General features: G+C 72.1%; 11 protein-coding genes. 9 read left to right on the top strand and 2 right to left on the bottom strand.

Features of this window, described 5'->3' with window-relative positions:
- The first annotated feature begins 1 nt into the window (after nt 1).
- The gene (locus ASE68_RS02750; RefSeq protein ID WP_055854953.1) at nt 2–2,053 is read left to right on the top strand and encodes an ATP-binding protein; all 2,052 of its coding nucleotides are present in this window, start codon (nt 2–4) and stop codon (nt 2,051–2,053) included.
- A gap of 164 nt (nt 2,054–2,217) precedes the next feature.
- Nucleotides 2,218–2,892, top strand: a complete 675-nt coding sequence (locus ASE68_RS02755) for a DUF4157 domain-containing protein (RefSeq protein WP_055854955.1) — start codon at nt 2,218–2,220, stop codon at nt 2,890–2,892.
- A 14-nt stretch (nt 2,893–2,906) separates the two neighbouring features.
- On the opposite strand, the gene ASE68_RS02760 is transcribed toward ASE68_RS02755, so the two are convergent.
- Both ASE68_RS02760 and ASE68_RS02765 read right to left on the bottom strand, forming a co-directional pair.
- Nucleotides 2,907–3,668 carry a hypothetical protein gene (locus tag ASE68_RS02760; protein WP_157421504.1) on the bottom strand — a complete coding sequence of 254 codons (762 nt, stop codon included), beginning with the start codon at nt 3,666–3,668 and terminating at the stop codon, nt 2,907–2,909.
- Nucleotides 3,665–5,842, bottom strand: coding sequence for a hypothetical protein (locus ASE68_RS02765; protein WP_157421505.1), 2,178 nt, complete (start codon nt 5,840–5,842; stop codon nt 3,665–3,667). Before ASE68_RS02765 ends, ASE68_RS02760 begins: the two co-directional genes overlap by 4 nt.
- Nucleotides 5,843–5,977: 135 nt before the next feature.
- On the opposite strand from ASE68_RS02765, the gene ASE68_RS02770 reads away from it, so the two are divergent.
- The 7 genes from ASE68_RS02770 to ASE68_RS02795 all read left to right on the top strand — a co-directional run bounded on the left by ASE68_RS02770 (nt 5,978) and on the right by ASE68_RS02795 (nt 16,040).
- A complete protein-coding gene (locus ASE68_RS02770; protein WP_055854960.1) occupies nt 5,978–6,820 on the top strand; it encodes a class II glutamine amidotransferase in 843 nt (280 codons plus the stop codon).
- 118 nt (nt 6,821–6,938) lie between these two features.
- Nucleotides 6,939–10,382: an HNH endonuclease gene (locus ASE68_RS02775; protein ID WP_055854962.1), complete on the top strand. Its 3,444-nt coding sequence runs from the start codon at nt 6,939–6,941 to the stop codon at nt 10,380–10,382.
- 270 nt (nt 10,383–10,652) lie between these two features.
- Nucleotides 10,653–12,236 carry a phage tail sheath subtilisin-like domain-containing protein gene (locus ASE68_RS02780; RefSeq protein WP_055854965.1) on the top strand — a complete coding sequence of 528 codons (1,584 nt, stop codon included), beginning with the start codon at nt 10,653–10,655 and terminating at the stop codon, nt 12,234–12,236.
- Nucleotides 12,237–12,276: 40 nt separating this feature from the next.
- Nucleotides 12,277–12,723 carry a phage tail protein gene (locus ASE68_RS02785; protein ID WP_055854967.1) on the top strand — a complete coding sequence of 149 codons (447 nt, stop codon included), beginning with the start codon at nt 12,277–12,279 and terminating at the stop codon, nt 12,721–12,723.
- 1 nt (nt 12,724) lies between these two features.
- Nucleotides 12,725–13,174 carry a hypothetical protein gene (locus ASE68_RS02790; RefSeq protein ID WP_055854969.1) on the top strand — a complete coding sequence of 150 codons (450 nt, stop codon included), beginning with the start codon at nt 12,725–12,727 and terminating at the stop codon, nt 13,172–13,174.
- The gene (locus tag ASE68_RS20495) at nt 13,171–13,329 is read left to right on the top strand and encodes a DUF6760 family protein (RefSeq protein WP_169829218.1); all 159 of its coding nucleotides are present in this window, start codon (nt 13,171–13,173) and stop codon (nt 13,327–13,329) included. Before ASE68_RS02790 ends, ASE68_RS20495 begins: the two co-directional genes overlap by 4 nt.
- Nucleotides 13,329–16,040: a hypothetical protein gene (locus ASE68_RS02795; RefSeq protein WP_055854971.1), complete on the top strand. Its 2,712-nt coding sequence runs from the start codon at nt 13,329–13,331 to the stop codon at nt 16,038–16,040. The genes ASE68_RS20495 and ASE68_RS02795 overlap by 1 nt, the downstream gene beginning before the upstream one ends.
- The last annotated feature ends 12 nt before the right edge of the window (nt 16,041–16,052 follow it).

The raw sequence follows: 16,052 nt of genomic DNA on the forward strand, positions 1-16,052 counted from the left end.
CATGGGGCAGGACCCGGGCCTCGCGCACCTGCTCGGGCGTCTCGGCGCGATCGAGGACCGCATCCGCCGCCTCGTCGCCGCGCGCCGGGCGGTCGATCCCCAGCCCGACGACCCGTTCCGCGGCCTGTACCTCAGCGACGAGCTCATCGACCGCATGCTCGAGGGGGCGCCTGGGGTGCCGGACTGGTCGGATGCCTCGGCTCGCCTCGCGGCGTGCGAGCAGGCCGCCGACATGGCCGAGGCCGCCGGCCACCCGGTGCGGCTGCGGCGGCTCGCCGACGAGTTCGGCCTCGCGCCGATCGACGTCGACCTGCTCGTGATCGCGCTCGCCGCGGACCTGGACCCCCGGTTCGAGCGCTTCTTCGGCTACCTCAACGACGACGTCGGGCGTCGGCGCCCGTCGGTCACCGTCGCGCTCGAGCTCTGCGGGGTGCCGCTGACGAACGCCGCCGACCGCGCGCGCCTGCTGACCGGGCCGCTCGTGACGGGCGGGCTCGTCATCGTCGAGGACGAGGATCGGCCGCTCCCCGGACGCGCGGTGCGGGTTCCGGACCGCGTCGTCGGGCACCTGCTCGGCGACGACACCCCCGACCGGTCGCTCGACGGCGTGCTCGTGGACGCCGAGGAGATCGAGTGGGGCGACGACCGCCGTCTGCGCAATGCGCTGGCGGGCGGCATCCGACTCATGTACCTGCGCGAGACCGCGACCGGCTCGGGCGAGGCGATCGCCCGACGCGCCCTGCGTGCGAGCGGCCTCGGCACGGTGCAGGTCGACCTGCCGAGACTCGGTCGTGAAGCGGATGCCGCGGGCCTGGCGCGTCTCGCGGTGCGCGAGGCCCGGCTCACGGGGCGCGGCGTCGTCGTGTCGCCGGTGACGCTCGAGACCGAGCCGGCGCTCATCGAGGTGCTCGCGGACTCGCCGCGCCCGACCGTGCTCGTCGGCGAGCCGACCTGGGATCCGGGGTGGTTCCGCGAACTGCCCGCGATGGACGACGTCGAGGCCTCGACGACCGAGGAGCGCACCGCGCTCTGGACGCAGGCGCTCGGGAAGGCCGCCGAGGGGCTCGATGTCGCCGCCGCGACCGCGCAGTTCCGGCTGCGCCCGGAGCAGGTGCTCCGAGCATCGGCCACCGCTCGCACCCAGGCCTCGCTCTCGGTGACGGGGGAGGTGACGACGGCGGATCTCGCCACGGGCGCCAGGGCCGAGAACGCGTCGGCACTCGACCGGCTCGCCCGCAGGGTGACGCCGCGGGTCGGCTGGGTCGACCTCGTGCTGCCGCCGATCACGCTGGATGCGCTGCAGGAGATCGAGGTGCGGGCCCGGCATCGGGAGCAGGTGCTCGGCGACTGGGGCATGCGGCCGGGCGGCGGGCGCGGGCACGGCGTGGTCGGGCTGTTCGCGGGCGACTCCGGCACCGGCAAGACGATGTCGGCCGAGGTCGTGGCCGGCGAGCTCGGGCTCGACCTCTACGTCATCGACCTGTCGTCGGTGGTCGACAAGTACATCGGCGAGACCGAGAAGAACCTCGAGCGCATCTTCGTCGCGGCCGCCGGCACGAACGCGGTGCTGCTCTTCGACGAGGCCGATGCGGTGTTCGGCAAGCGCAGCGACGTGAAGGACTCGCACGACCGCTACGCGAACGTCGAGAGCGCCTACCTGCTGCAGCGCATGGAGACCTTCGACGGCCTCGCGATCCTCGCGACGAACCTGCGCGCGAACATCGACGAGGCGTTCACGCGCCGGCTCGACGTGATCGTCGACTTCCCGATGCCGGATGCCGCGCACCGCACCCGCCTGTGGGATCGCAGCCTCGGGTCACGGCTGCGGCGCGGCGACGACCTCGACCTCGTGTTCCTCGGCGACGCATTCGAGCTCGCGGGCGGCGGGATCCGGTCGGCCGCGGTCACCGCCGCCTACCTCGCGGCCGGCGATGACGGCATCGTGCGCATGCGGCACCTCGTGATCGCCGTGCACCGCGAGTACCGCAAGCTCGGCCGGCTCGTGGTGGAGCGCGAGTTCGGCCCGTACTGGCCGGTCGTCGCGGGGCGGTGACGTGATGCCGGATGCCGGTGGCGGGCGCAGCGGGCGTGGCGGGCGCAGTGGGCGTGGCGCCTACGACGCGCGATCGAGTCGCAGGCGATGCCCGATCGGGCAGATTCCGTGCCGCGCGGCCCGCATGGCGGTGGAATGGAATCGGGCGACCATGGAGGTGCACCATGCACGCACACGACTACGACGGCATTGACCTCGACGTCGGGCGAAGGGCGGCCGAGTCCGCGCGTGAATCCGACGTGAAGACGGCGGGGCTCGCCGAGCGACGACCCGACGTGCTCGGACCGGCCGGCATCATGCGGCTGCAGCGCGAGGCCGGCAACGGGGCGGTCAGCGAACTCGTCGAGGAGCAGCGCTCGCCGGTGCTCGACGTCGTCGGGTCGTCGGGCGCGCCGCTCGAACCCGGCCTGCGCACCGACATGGAGTCGCGCCTCGGCGCAGATTTCGGCGACGTCAGGGTGCACACGGATGCCGCGGCGCACGACTCCGCGAAGTCGGTCGGCGCGAACGCCTACACGGTCGGCAGCAACGTCGTGTTCCAGCGCGACGCCTACGACCCCGGATCGACGGCCGGCCAGACGACCCTCGCCCACGAGCTCACCCACGTCGTGCAGCAGCGCTCCGGCCCGGTGGAGGGCACCCCGAGCGCCGGCGGCGTGAGCGTCAGCGACCCAGGCGACCGGTTCGAGCGCGCCGCGTCGGAGAACGCCGCTCGCGTGATGAGCGAGCCGGCACCCGTGCAGCGTCACGCCGAGGGTGAAGAGGAGGAAGCGCCCGTGCAGGGCAGCTTCGTGCAGCGCGAGGAGGCGGCCGAGGAGGAGGAAGAGGCGGCCGGCTGAACGCCGGCCGAACCTCAGCCGAGCGCGCCCTTCGGCACGACCTGCACCCGTGCGCCCACGGTGAACGGCTGGTCGCCGACGGCGGCCCACGGCCCCGCCAGGATGATCGAGCCCGACGCGGTGGCGTGCGCGCCGTCGCCGCTCCCGGGGAACGGCAGCGAGCAGGTCGCGCGACGACCGGGCGGCAGCTCGGCGACCGCCCTGATGCCGTCGCGCAGGGCGCCGTCGGCGTCGATGAGCCCGAGCGTCGGCGGGGCGAAGGCGACGTCGTCACCCGACTCCGACGTCACCGCCAGGCGTTCGGCCTCGAGGAACAGCGACGTCGACTCGGTGCCGAGCGAGGCGAACGTGAACCCGAGCATGGCGCCCATGCCGGGCACGTCGACGACGTGCACCTCGAGCTGCACCGCGGCGACGGGGGTCGCCAGCGCGCGGGCGATGAGCGGGTCGACGGCGGCGTCCAGGCCCTCGTCCACCGCGGTCCCGTGCGAGACGATCGCGCTCCGGCCTTCGAGGTCGATCGACCAGCCGACGTCGCCGCCCTCGCCGTCGTGCCGCGCGGCCAGCGTGCGACGCGCGGCGTCGACCGCGGCATCCGCCTCACCGCTCGAGCAGCTCGTGCGGAACGTGCCAACCGTGTCACCGGGGCCGCCATCCGCCCCTGGGCGTCGCAGCACAGAGACCCAGCACGAGACATCCGTCACCGCGAACGCGAGGTCGCTCTCGGGCCCCCGGACCCGGGCCACCACCCGCGGCGGCCCCTCGACCACGCTCACGCCGCACCCATCTCGACGTGGAAGTCGCCCTCACGGCTTCGCTTCAGGCCCGAACCGTTGAACGCCGTCGCGAGATCGGCGAACTGGTCGGCGCGGAAGATGTCGGTGTTGTCGCTCATCATGTTCACCGTGCCGTACGTGACCTCCTGAGCGGGGGCGGCCGTTCCGGGGTTGACCCCCGTTCCGCCGCTGACGATCTGCGAGACCGTGGCGCCGGCCTTGGCCAGTGCGAACCGACCGGCCATCGCCGACGCGATGCCCGCGATCGCCGGGTCGCGCGGCGCGGTCTGGGCGAGCTTCTCGGCTGGGGTGCCCATGATCCGCGTCACCTCCTCGCCGATGGCCGTCATGAGCGAACCGGTCGACCTCGCGATCACCGGCTGCACCTCGGACGCGAGGAACGTCCGCACGGCGTTCTCGCTCGCGGCCTTCGCCGCCGTGCGGGCCGCGGAGTTCAGCGTGGCGACGAACGTGCCGAGGCGCTCGGAGGTCGTCGGCGCGGCCGTGCCGGCGAGGATCGGGCCGACGCGCGCGATGAACGCGCTCGCCAGCGACTGCTTCACGTCGTTCGTCACCGTCGCGACGGACATCGACGCCGGCGCACCGCCCGCGAGGGCCGCCCATCCGGCCGGCAGCGATGTCAGGTCGCGGAGGATCGAGCCCGAGGCGCGCAGCGGGGGGATCCGCCCGGTGCGCGAGGCGCCGGCCACCTGGTCGACGACGGCCGAGAGGTCCCCGGCCGCGGCCGGTCCGCCGGCCCAGAGCCCCGTGGCTCCGCCGACCGCCGGCCTGCCGGTGCTGGTGAGGCCCGAGCTGCCCTGGATGTTGATGTGCATGCCGAGGTTCGCCCCGACATCCACCACCCCCGTCGCCGCCGTGTTCAACGACGAGTAGTAGAGCTGGCGCAGCATCGCCTCGATCGGGGCCGGAGCGAACTCGGCGGCCACGGCCGTCGCCGCCGGCGTCGTCGTGTTCGCGGGGTTCCTGGCCGCGGCCGCGAGCGTGCGGGGAACGTACGGTGCGAGCCTGGCGCCCGCCGGCGGCACCGCGATCTGCAGGGCGGCGACCGTCGTCGGGTCGGCCATCGCGGTGCGCACGCTCGCGCCGAGGGCCGAGCGCACCGGGCCCTGCGCGCGCAGGAACTGCTGCGAGATCTCGCCGGCCGCCCCCGCCACGCGTGCGTGCAACTGCGGCACGAGCGAGGCGAGGATCATGCGACGAACCGCCTCGCGGTCGAGCGCGGCGCCACGCTGCGCCGAGGTCGCCGGATCCATCTCGTGCATGAGCGCGTGCATCTGCGGGTTCGACTGCGAGTACTCGTCGGAGAGGCCGATGAGGTGGCCGTACTCGTGCGCGTAGATCGCCTCGGCGTTCGCGGCCCCGTAGTTGGCCACGTTCATGTAGTAGTTGCCGGCGTCGATGGGGTGCGTGTTGCCGCCGGCAGCCTGCGCCTGCGGGAAGAGGCGCACGGTCGGGTACTTGTCCTTGCCGCTGAGGTCCCAGACCGGCTCGGCCCGGAAGCGCAGCGGCAGGCGCACGGGCCCGCCGCGATCGTCGCTGAACTGGCGCACGAGCCAGTTCGGTGTTGATCGTTCGCCGACGAGCACGGCGCGGTTGTTCCAGTGGCCGGGCGCGGTCGTGCAGGTCGTCAGGGCGAAGGCGCGGCGTGCATCGCCGGCCGGCACCACCCGCTCGCTGTCGGGGCCCATCACGCCGCCGGCGCCGGCGACCGGGGTGCGCGACTGGTCGACGAACCGGATGCGCACCGTCGCGGTCGCCACCTCCGGCGTGCCTCCGCGGGTCATGTCGAGCTTGCTGCCCGCCGCACTGCCGTAGACATTCGCGCGCGCGACGCCCGGCGTGGTCGTGCGGTCGTTGAAGAGCGTCTCCTGTCGCGACGGCACGGTGACCGGCACGCGCTGCACCATCGCTGGGTGGGCGGATGTCGCGTGGCGCGCGCCGCCGGGCCGTGTCGAGCCGCCACTCGCTCGCTGGTGCTGCCGCTGCACGAGCGCGCTCACGGCGCGGTTGCCGGCGCTGCGCTGCAGGGCGACGAGGTCGAGCACCCGCCCGTCGGGCAGCCGGGTCGGCGCATTCGGCGTGGAGCGGCTCGGCGCGGCCCGCGAGCCGTGCGCGCGGGCCGACGCGGATGCCGCCATCGCAACCGTCGTCACCCTTCCAGAGTGGACTCCCCGACGGACTTCGCCGCAGGTGCTGCACGTTCGGGCATCGGCCTGTGCCCGAACGGGATCCCGGGCCGAGCGGATCATGAAGGTCTATCATCTTCCATAGACCGAAGGAGGTCTGAGATGTGCCGCTGGCTGGCGTATTCGGGCGAGGCGATCCACCCCGCACTGCTCATCCTCGAACCGAGGCACTCGCTCGTCGCGCAGTCGCTGAACTCGCCGCTCGGCGCCGAGACGGTGAACGGCGACGGATTCGGCGTGGGCTGGTATCCCGCGACCGACGAGCTCATGCCCGAGCCGGCGCTCTTCCACAGCATCGAGCCCGCCTGGCACGACGAGAACCTGCGCGAGCTGACGCAGGCGATCCACTCGCCGCTGTTCTTCTCGCACGTCAGGGCGGCGGGCGGCCCCCCGATCCAGCAGACGAACTGCCATCCCTACCGGCACGGCCGCTGGATGTTCATGCACAACGGCGTGATCGTGGACCACCCGCGACTGCGTCGCGACATGATGCTCGCACTCGACCCCGAACTGTTCCCGCTCGTGCACGGCACGACGGACTCCGAGGTCGTCTTCTACCTCGCGATCACGTACGGCCTGCAGGACGACCCGATCGCGGGCCTCGGTCGCGCCCTCCGCCGCATCGAGGAGATCGGCCTGGCGCACGGGGTGCCGAAAGTCGTGCAGGGCACGTTCGCCGTCTCGGACGGCGAGACGATCTGGGCCTTCCGGTACTCGTCGACGCACCGGTCCCGCACCCTCTACTACTCGGTCGACATGCCGACCCTGCAGGAGATGTACCCCGAGGTCGATCGCCTGCGCCTCTTCGGCGCCAAGGCACGGGTCGTCGTCTCCGAGCCGCTGACCGACCTTCCCGGCGCGTTCGTGGAGGTCGAGGAGTCGACGGTGGTCACGCTCGACGCCGACGGGTTCAGGGAGTCCGCCTTCCTACGGGAATCCGCGTAGTCCCGGTCGAGCGCCTCAGCCGCCGACTCGGTGCGTTGCCCGTTCGGGCACCCGCCTGTGCCCGAGAAGGCTCCCGGATGTCGCCGCGCAACGCGTCGGTCTGCGCGGGAATGGAGGCATGACGCTGCTGGGCGCGGATCGCGCCCGCGCCGACCACGCGCGGGCGCCGGCGACGCGCGCCGCGAACGCGGACGGCGGCGGTGCCGCGCGTGCCGCCCGCCCGCCCGCGCTCATGCGCCTGCAGGCCTCCGCCGGCAATGCCGCCGTCGCGGCGATGCTCGCCGCGCGTTCGCCGGCGACCAGGGCCGAGTCCGAGGTGCCCGCCGCTCGACCCGAGGCGTCCGTCCAGGCCGAGACGCCCGGCCAGGTGCAGCGGCTCGTGCGCGGCGCGATCCCGCCGCCCCCGGTTCCGCCGCCGACGCCGAACCCGGCCGCGCATCCGGGCCTCCGGCTCGCGAACGGCTCGATCCGCTCGGCCACCCGGCGCGTGGCGCAGCATCCGTCTCCCACGACCAAGGCGGTCGAGGCGCAGCACGCCGCCCAGCCGCCGGCGGGTGACCGCGAGGCACAGGCCAAGGCGGCCAAGGCCGACGCGCTCGGAGCCGTGCCGGCCGGAGGGTTCGACAAGGCCGCATTCGTCGCCGCGGTGAAGGCGGCGATCGACAAGCAGACGCCCAAGACGCTCGAGGACGCCGACGAGTTCGGCAAGTCCGGCAAGGCCGACCAGGTCGGCACCGAGGTGCGCGGCATCGCCGGTCGCAACGCGCAGACCGCCGCACGACCCATGAACGAGGCATCCGCTCGGCCACCCGACCCGTCGCGTGCGGTCGAGAAGGAGGTCACCCCGATTCCGACCGAGGCCCCGCCCGGGCCGACGAAGATCGACGCGGCCCAGGCGGCGCCGTCGCGCGCGCCACCTGAGCAGACCGATCTGCGCAACGGCCCCGCCGAGACCGACCAGAAGATGGCCGACGCGGGGGTCACCGAAGACCAGCTCCGGCGATCGAACGAGCCGGAGTTCACGGGTGCGCTCGCCGCGAAGTCGCAGGCCGAGGCGCACTCCCTCAGCGCGCCCGCACAGCTGCGCGCGCAGGAGGCGCAACAGCTCGGGCAGGCGCAGCAGGGAGCCGCGAGCGCCGGCACCGCGGCATCCGCCGGTCTCATGGGTGCCGGAGCGGCCAGCCGCAGCGGCGTCGCCAGAGGCCAGCAGGCGGCGCGCACGAAGGACGAGCAGGAACGAGCCGCGGTGACGGCGAACGTCACGCGGCTCTTCGACGAGACCAAGACCGCCGTCGACGGCATCCTGAACGGCATCGACGCGAAGGTCGACCTGGCCTTCAAGGACGGCGAGGGGGCCGCGAAGAAGGCGTTCACCGAGCAGCACACGCGCGAGATGAAGGCGTTCCGCGACAAGCGCTACTCCTACGACACCATCGGCGCCATGCGCTGGGCCGCCGACCTGCTGCTCGGCCCCGAGCCGGAGGTCGACGAGATCTTCAAGCGCGCCCGCGCCACCTACGAGCGCGAGATGTCGAAGGCGATCGACCGCATCGCCGACCTCGTCGGCGGCGAGCTGAACGCCGCGAAGACGAAGATCGCCGAGGGCAAGGCGAAGATCGACGCCTATACGAAGAGCCTCAAGCCCTCGCTGCAGAAGGTCGGAACGGATGCCGCGAAGGAGGTCGGCGGCCGGTTCGCCGAGCTCGAGGCATCCGTCGACGAGAAGGGCCAGGCGCTCGCCGAGGACCTCGCGACGAAGTACGTCGAGGCGCGCACCGCCGTCGACGACGAGATCAAGGCGATGCAGGAGGCGAACAAGGGCCTCGTCGACAAGGCGAAGGACGCCGTCGTCGGTGCGGTCGAGACGATCCTCAAGCTCAAGACGATGCTGCTCGGCGTGCTCGCCAGGGCCGCGGGCGCCGTCGAGAAGATCATCAAGGACCCGATCGCGTTCCTCGGCAACCTCGTGAACGCCGTGAAGAGCGGCGTCATGGCCTTCGGCACGAACATCGCGACCCACCTGAAGAACGGGCTGCAGACTTGGCTGTTCGGCGCACTGTCGGCCGCCGGCATCGACCTGCCGGCGAAGTTCGACCTGCAGGGCATCCTCAAGCTGGTGCTCTCGATCCTCGGGCTCACGTGGGCGAACGTGCGCGCCCGCATCGCGGCGAAGCTGCCGCCGGGGGCGATCGAGCTCGTCGAGCAGGGCTTCGACGTCGTCAAGCTCATCGTGAAGGAGGGCCTCGGCGGCATCTGGCGCATGATCCTCGAGAAGGTCGGTGACATCAAGGAGATGATCATGGGCCAGGTCAAGGAGATGGTGGCCGTCGAGATCATCAAGGCCGGCATCGTCTGGCTCGTCTCGATGCTGAACCCGGCGTCGGCCTTCGTGAAGGCCTGCAAGATGATCTACGACGTCGTCATGTTCTTCGTCGAGAAGGCCGAGCAGATCAAGGCCTTCGTCGACTCGATCCTCGACTCGGTCGAGTCCATCGCCTCGGGCGGCGTCGGCGCGGTCGCCGGCTACATCGAGAACACCCTCGGCCGCATGGTGCCGGTGATCATCGGCTTCATGGCCTCGCTCCTCGGCCTCGGCGGCATCAGCGGCAAGATCAAGAAGATCATCGAGGCCGTGCAGAAGCCCGTGAACAAGGTCATCGACTGGGTCGTCGGCAAGGCCATCGCCTTCGGCAAGAAGGCCATCGCGCTCGGCAAGCGCGCCCTCGCCAAGGTGAAGGCCAAGGGCAAGGAGGCCTGGGGCAAGCTCAAGAAGAAGATCGGGATCAAGGAGAAGACGCCCGAGCAGGTCGAGGCGGAGAAGAAGCAGCGGCTCGACAAGGGCGTGGCGGCCGCGGTGAAAGCTGTGAACAGGTTCAAGGGAAAGCCGTTCGTCGACCGGCTGGTTCCCACGGTGCTCAGCGCGATTCGCGTGCGGTACCGGATGGCCTCGCTCGAACTCGTGGAACGGGGGAAGGTCTGGGCAGTGCACGGGAAGGTGAACCCGGAGACGACCGAGGACTCGGCCCTCCCGAGCAACGGCGCCGCAGACCACGAGCCGAACCTGAACGTCGGAGACATGGTCAACGTGTACTGGGGCGTTCCTCTGCCGGCTCAGCTGGAGTCGAAGGATCCAACCAAGAAGGTCCTGATGTTCCGCATCACCGTGGGGCAGAAACTCGGGCGTGGCTTCGGATATGCGCACTTCAATACCGAGTACGCGAAGACGCCGCCGAAGGTGGTCGGTCCCTATGATCCGAGCAAGCTTCTCGTACCGACCATCAAGCCGGGTGTTCAGGGTATGACCCCGGTCGGTCCGAAGTTCGACAAGGCGGTCATCGCGCTCGCAATCGCAGAGAACCCCACCCGGACTTGCGTGTTCTGCGGGCGAATCGGCGTGGCGTCTCAGGTGGATCACGCGTGGCCGCGTGCGAAGGGCGGAGACGGCAGCCTCGCGAACGCGCAACTCGCCTGCCAACCCTGCAACGGTTCGAAGGGAGAAAGTTTCCGTCCGAAGACGGCTCCGATCGGCTACGGGGGACCTTGGCCGCCCCATTGGTGGTGAATTGTGCGATTTCGGTATGCCAGTTCCGCCTCATCGATGAGGGGGAACTGGCATACCGGAAAACGGAAAGCCTCCGCCGCGAGACCTCGATGGCGGGAGATGCGCCGCAGGCGGAGGGGCCTCCGGGCACCTGCCGCGACGGCCGCGCCTGCCCGATCGCGCACGCCTCGCTACCCACTTGCACGTCCCGCCGGACAGCGCCGGGGCGCGGCATCCGTTCGATGCTGAACGCGAGCATGCGAACCGCTGCGAACCGCGAAGGAGCTTCCGATGCCCACCTATCTCTCTCCAGGCGTGTACGTGCAGGAGATCGAGGCTGCGACGAGGCCCATCGAGGGCGTCGGAACCGCGGTCGCGGCCTTCGTCGGCATGGCGCCGAAAGGCCCAGAGAACGCCCCCACCCTCGTGTCGAACTGGACCCAGTTCGTCGACACGTTCGGCGGGCTGTATCCGGGCGCCTATCTCGCGTACTCGGTGTACGGGTACTTCCTGAACGGCGGCGGCAACTGCTACGTCGTGCGCATCGGCACGGCCGCGGCCGGCGGTGGCGGAGGCGGTGGCAAGGGCGCGAGCAAGCGAGGCGAGCCGAAGTCGCTCGCGTCGGGCCCGCAGACCGCGGCGATCGGCAACTACGTCTTCACGGCGAAGAACGCCTCGCCGAACGCGAAGCCGATCTCGGTCGAGATCGCCGACCCGGGCGGCGAAGAGCCCGAGGAGGGCGCTTTCAAGGTCGTCATCACCGTCGACGGGCGCTCGCCGGAGGTCTACGAGCAGGTCTCGCCGAAGCCCGACAGCGCCGCCTACGTGGTGACGAAGATCTCGGCCGACTCAAAGCTCGTGACCGTCGAGGAACGCGACCCGGCATCGGCCGGCGTCACGCCGCGCACGGGCACGTTCGACCTCGTCGTGCCCGAGCCCGAGGAGCAGCCGATCGTGCTCGACGGCATCTCGGCGGCGAACTACATCGGCAACTCGGCGGACCGCACCGGCTTCGGCGGCCTCGAGGAGATCGAGGAGGTCACCATGGTGGCCGTGCCCGACCTCATGGCCGCCTACGAGCAGGGCGCCGTCACCCTCGAGATCGTGAAGTCCGTGCAGCTCGCGGTCATCGCGCACTGCGAGCTGATGGGCGACCGCATGGCGATCCTCGATCCGCCGCCGAACCTCTCGGCGCAGGAGGTGCGCGAATGGCGTCGCACGGGCGCCGGCTACGACTCGAAGTTCGCGACCCTCTACTACCCGTGGATCAAGGTGCTCGACCCCGTGACCTCGACGAACCGGTTCATGCCGCCGTCCGGTCACATGGCCGGCGTCTGGGCCCGCAACGACGCCGAGCGCGGCGTGCACAAGGCCCCGGCCAACGAGGTCGTGCGCGGCGCGGTCGAACTCGCGACGCAGCTGACCCGCACCGAGCAGGAGCTGCTGAACCCGATCGGCGTGAACGCGATCCGGGCGTTCCCGGGCCGCGGCATCCGCGTGTGGGGTGCCCGAACGCTGTCGAGCGATGCCGCCTGGCGGTACGTCAACATCCGCCGCCTGTTCAACTACCTCGAGAAGTCGATCCTCGGCGCCACGCAGTTCGCGGTGTTCGAGCCGAACGACCAGGCGTTGTGGGGCAAGCTGCGGCGCTCGATCTCGGCGTTCCTGGTGAACGAGTGGCGAAGCGGCGCCCTGTTCGGCGCGACGGCCGACGAGGCCTACTTCGTGAAGTGCGACGAGGAGACCAACCCGGCCGAGGTCATCGACGCCGGCCAGGTCGTCTGCCAGATCGGCGTCGCCCCCGTGAAGCCCGCGGAGTTCGTGATCTTCGAGCTCTCGCAGTTCTCGGGCGGCACGAGCCTCGTGAACGAATGATCCGACATCCACACCACATCTCAGCGAAGAGGAGCACACCATGGGACTCGCGGATCCGTTCGACTCGTCACCGGCCTACGCCTTCAAGGTCACCATCGACGGCATCGAGTTGCCGAAGGTGACCGAGGTGTCGGGCCTGAAGAACGAGGTCGACAAGATCGAGTTGAAGCAGCAGCTCGCCGACGGCAAGTACGTCGCGCGCCAGCTGATCGGGCGCGCCAAGACGGGGGAGTTCACCGTCACCCGCGGCCTGACCGACTCGAAGACCATCTCCGACTGGCTCGGCGTCGTGATGAAGGGCGACGTGGCCGGTGCCCGCAAGACCGCGTCGGTCGAGCTGCTCGACTACGCGGGGGCGACGATCAAGAAGTACGAGTTCCGCAACTGCTGGGTGCGCAGCGTCGAGGTCAATTCGCTCAAGGCGGGCGCGACCGAGCAGGCGACCGAGAAGTTCACGGTGTGCTTCGACGAGTCCGAGGTGAAGTGACATGCAACGCGTCATCGCGACGAGGCCGAGCAGCGAGGGGGCGGATGTCGCGGGCGCACCCTCGTCGGCCGACGACGGGGTGATGCGCACCGAGTTCGCCTTCGAGCTGCCGCGTGGTTACGTCGGCTCCGACGGCACGGTGCACCGTCGGGGCGTCATGCGCCTCGCGACGGCTCGCGACGAGTTGCTGCCGCTCTACGACGCGCGCGTGCAGGAGAACCCGGCGTACACGACGGTCGTGCTGCTCGGCCGGGTGATCACCTCGCTCGGCTCGCTCGGCCCGATCGACGCGTCGGTGGTCGAGAACATGTTCGCCTCGGATGTCGCGTTTCTGCAGGACTTCTACCGGAGGGTGAACGCCGAGGGCCACACGCGCATCGCGGTGACCTGCCCGGAGTGCTCGCACCGGTTCACCGCGGATCTCGCCGGTGGCCGCCTGGGGGAATCATGACGTACTCGACCGACCGCATCCATGAGGAGGTCGCGTACGTCGCCTACCACTTCCATTGGTCGCTCGACGACATCCTCGACATGGAGCACGCGGTGCGACTGCGCTACGTGCGCGAGATCGCGGCGATCAACACAAGGCTCACCGAGGAGCAGTGATGCGCTGGCCGTGGCAGCGCGTCGCGGCCGACGACGGCGGGCAGGCGCGAGGATCCGGTGGGGGCGCGGAGGCGCCTTCCGCCGCGTCCGGCGCCTCGGGCGCGTCCGGGCATTCGGGCCAGGGCGGCACCGCGTCGACGGCGTACTCGCCGGCCGGCTGGGCGTTCCTGCCTCCCGTGCAACGGCAGATCGCGGATGACCCGCCCGCGACGCTGCGCGCCGGGTGGGTCGACGCCCTGCCGACCCGCGTGATTCCGAGCCGGGTGGCCGAGCTCACGCATGTCGTGGATTCCGCGGCGCCCTCTGGCACGGTGGCTGCTGCGGCGAGCGACCTCGGAGTGCCCGTGCAACGGGCCGCGGTCGCCGACCTCACCCTGCGCCCACCGCAGACGGCGGCCGAGCTGGCGCGCGAGCGGCGTGCGGTCGTGCAGCGGCAGGCGGCGTCGGGTCCGTCGATCCCGAGCGTGTCGACGCCCGAGCCCGTGGCGGATGCCGCGCCGGCCGTGGTCGCGGAGACCTCCGACGCTCAGGCAGCCGAGCGCCCGATGCTCGACCTCCCGCTCACCGGGAGCGCGGGAGCCGAATCGGAAGCCGGCGACCCGGCGATCGCCGAGACCCCGATCACGGCCGAGCGGATGCCGGTGGCCGACGCGCCACAGCCCTCGACCGGCGCCGCGAACGCCCGCCCCTCGTCCGCCGCTCCCGCGCCCGACCTGGCGCTGCCCGGCATCGTGCAGCGTTCCACGGCGGCGGATGCCGCAGCGAGTGCACCCGCCCCGCCCGACGATGTGGCACCGGCGGAGGAGCCGCCAGCGGCATCCGCACCGGTCGACCTCGCCGAGACCCCGACGATCGCGGCCTCGCCGCCGACGCGCGACCCCGGCCGCTTCGGTCTCGCGGCTCCGTTGCCGACGCCGTCGGAATCGCCGGCTGCCGCACCGGCGATGCCCGCCAACTCGAGCGCGACGGTGCAGCGCGCGACGGTGCAGCGCTCGACGGTGCAGCGCCCGACCGTGCAGCGCTCGACGGGCGCCGCGGAGCCGACCGGTCGGCGCATGGGCCTGGGCGCGCCGCTGGCCGGAGGCCGCACCGGGATCTCCGAGTCGGTGCCGGTCGCCGGCGGCGCAGAGATGGGGCCGGTGCCGGACGTCGTGGCGCCCGACCTCGCCGCGGAGGAGGCGTCGACGCCCATCCCGTCGCCGTCCACCGTGCAACGCGAGGCGGCCGCCACCCGAGGCGCGGCCGTCTCGTCCGGCCCGCCGGCCGATCCGGCGGCATCCGCCCTCGGTCGCGACGACCGCGACGGTGCAGCGGCGAGCGACCGCGGTGCGCAGGCGACCGACGCGTTCGCCGAACGACCGGCCGGGCTCGGCGCGGGAGCGAACGGCCTCGATCCCGAGTCCATGGCGGGCTCGCCCGTCGACTGGGCGGCGCCCGTCGATCTCGCGCTGCAGCGCATGCCGAGCTCGGGCGACGGCGGGGCCGACGGCGACGCCGCGATCCACGCCGAGGCCTCTGCCGAGGGTGAGCAGGCGGCATCCGACGGCTTCGCGCCGGACGGCGGGGCCGCCCCGCCCACGCTCGACCGTGCGCCTGCACCGCACGTCGTGCCGCTCATCGCGCAGCGTTCCCTCGAGAGCTCGTTCGACGCGGTCACGTCGTCGGGCATGCCGGTGCGCCCGCGGGCCGTGCCGGCGACGGCGGTCGTCGTCGACCCGATGCCGACGACGTCGTCGGCATCGGTGTCATCGCAGCCCTCACCCGCCCGTGCGGCCTTCGGTGATGCAGCGATCCAGCGCGAGTCGTCGAGTGTGCAGCGAGGGAGCGGCGCCGCGAGCGGGCCCAGAGCGTCGGCTGCGACGAGTGCGGACCGCGCGGCAGGCACGCCGGCCGAAGCGTCTGCGCCGACCGGGGGAGTGTTCGGCTGGGTGCAGCGCACGTTCGGACGAACCCCGCCGCCGTTGGAAGCAGCAGGGTCGGCAGGCCCGACCGGCGCGGCCGGCGCGGCCGGAGCGGCCGGCGCGGCCGGAGCGGCCGACGCCTTCGACGCGCCCGACGACTCCGGCTCCGGCGCCGAGCCGGCCCAGTACACCGCCGAGGCTTCGACCTCGCTCACGACGGCTCCCGGATTCGGCGCGCCCCCGCTCGCCGTGAGCCGCCTCGCCGTATCCGAGGATCCCGGTACCGGTCCCGGCTTCGACCCCGGCTCGCCACGCGGCGCCGCCCGCCAGTCGCTCCCCTCCACCACCGCGGCCGCGCTCCGAAGCCTCGGCCCGACCCCCGTCGCCGTGCAGCGCGCCTCGCAGACGATCGCCGGCCCGCCAGTGGCATCCGTCTCGCGCATGGTGCTGCCGGTCGCGTCGACCCCGCCCGCGCGTCGATCCGATGGCGGCTTCGACGGCCACGACGCAACGACGTGGTCGGGTTCATCGGGGTGGTCGGGCGACTCGGGCCCGGTCGTGCAGACCGCGGTCGACCCGGGAGCGACGCCGCCGGCCGAGCCGTCCCCGGAGACCGCGTCGGCCCCGCCGGCCGAAGGAGCCGCCGGAGCCGCGGGTGCAGCCGCAGGCGGCAGTGCCGGAGGCATCGACACCTCGCCCGCGGGCATCGAGACACTCGCCGGCCGACTGTACGGCCCGCTCGCGCGCCGCCTGAAGGCCGAGTTGCTGCTCGATCGGGAACGCCGCGGCATCCGGATCGACGGAATCTGAAGGGGGAGGCGA

Source organism: Agromyces sp. Leaf222 (assembly GCF_001421565.1).
Taxonomy (GTDB): domain Bacteria; phylum Actinomycetota; class Actinomycetes; order Actinomycetales; family Microbacteriaceae; genus Agromyces.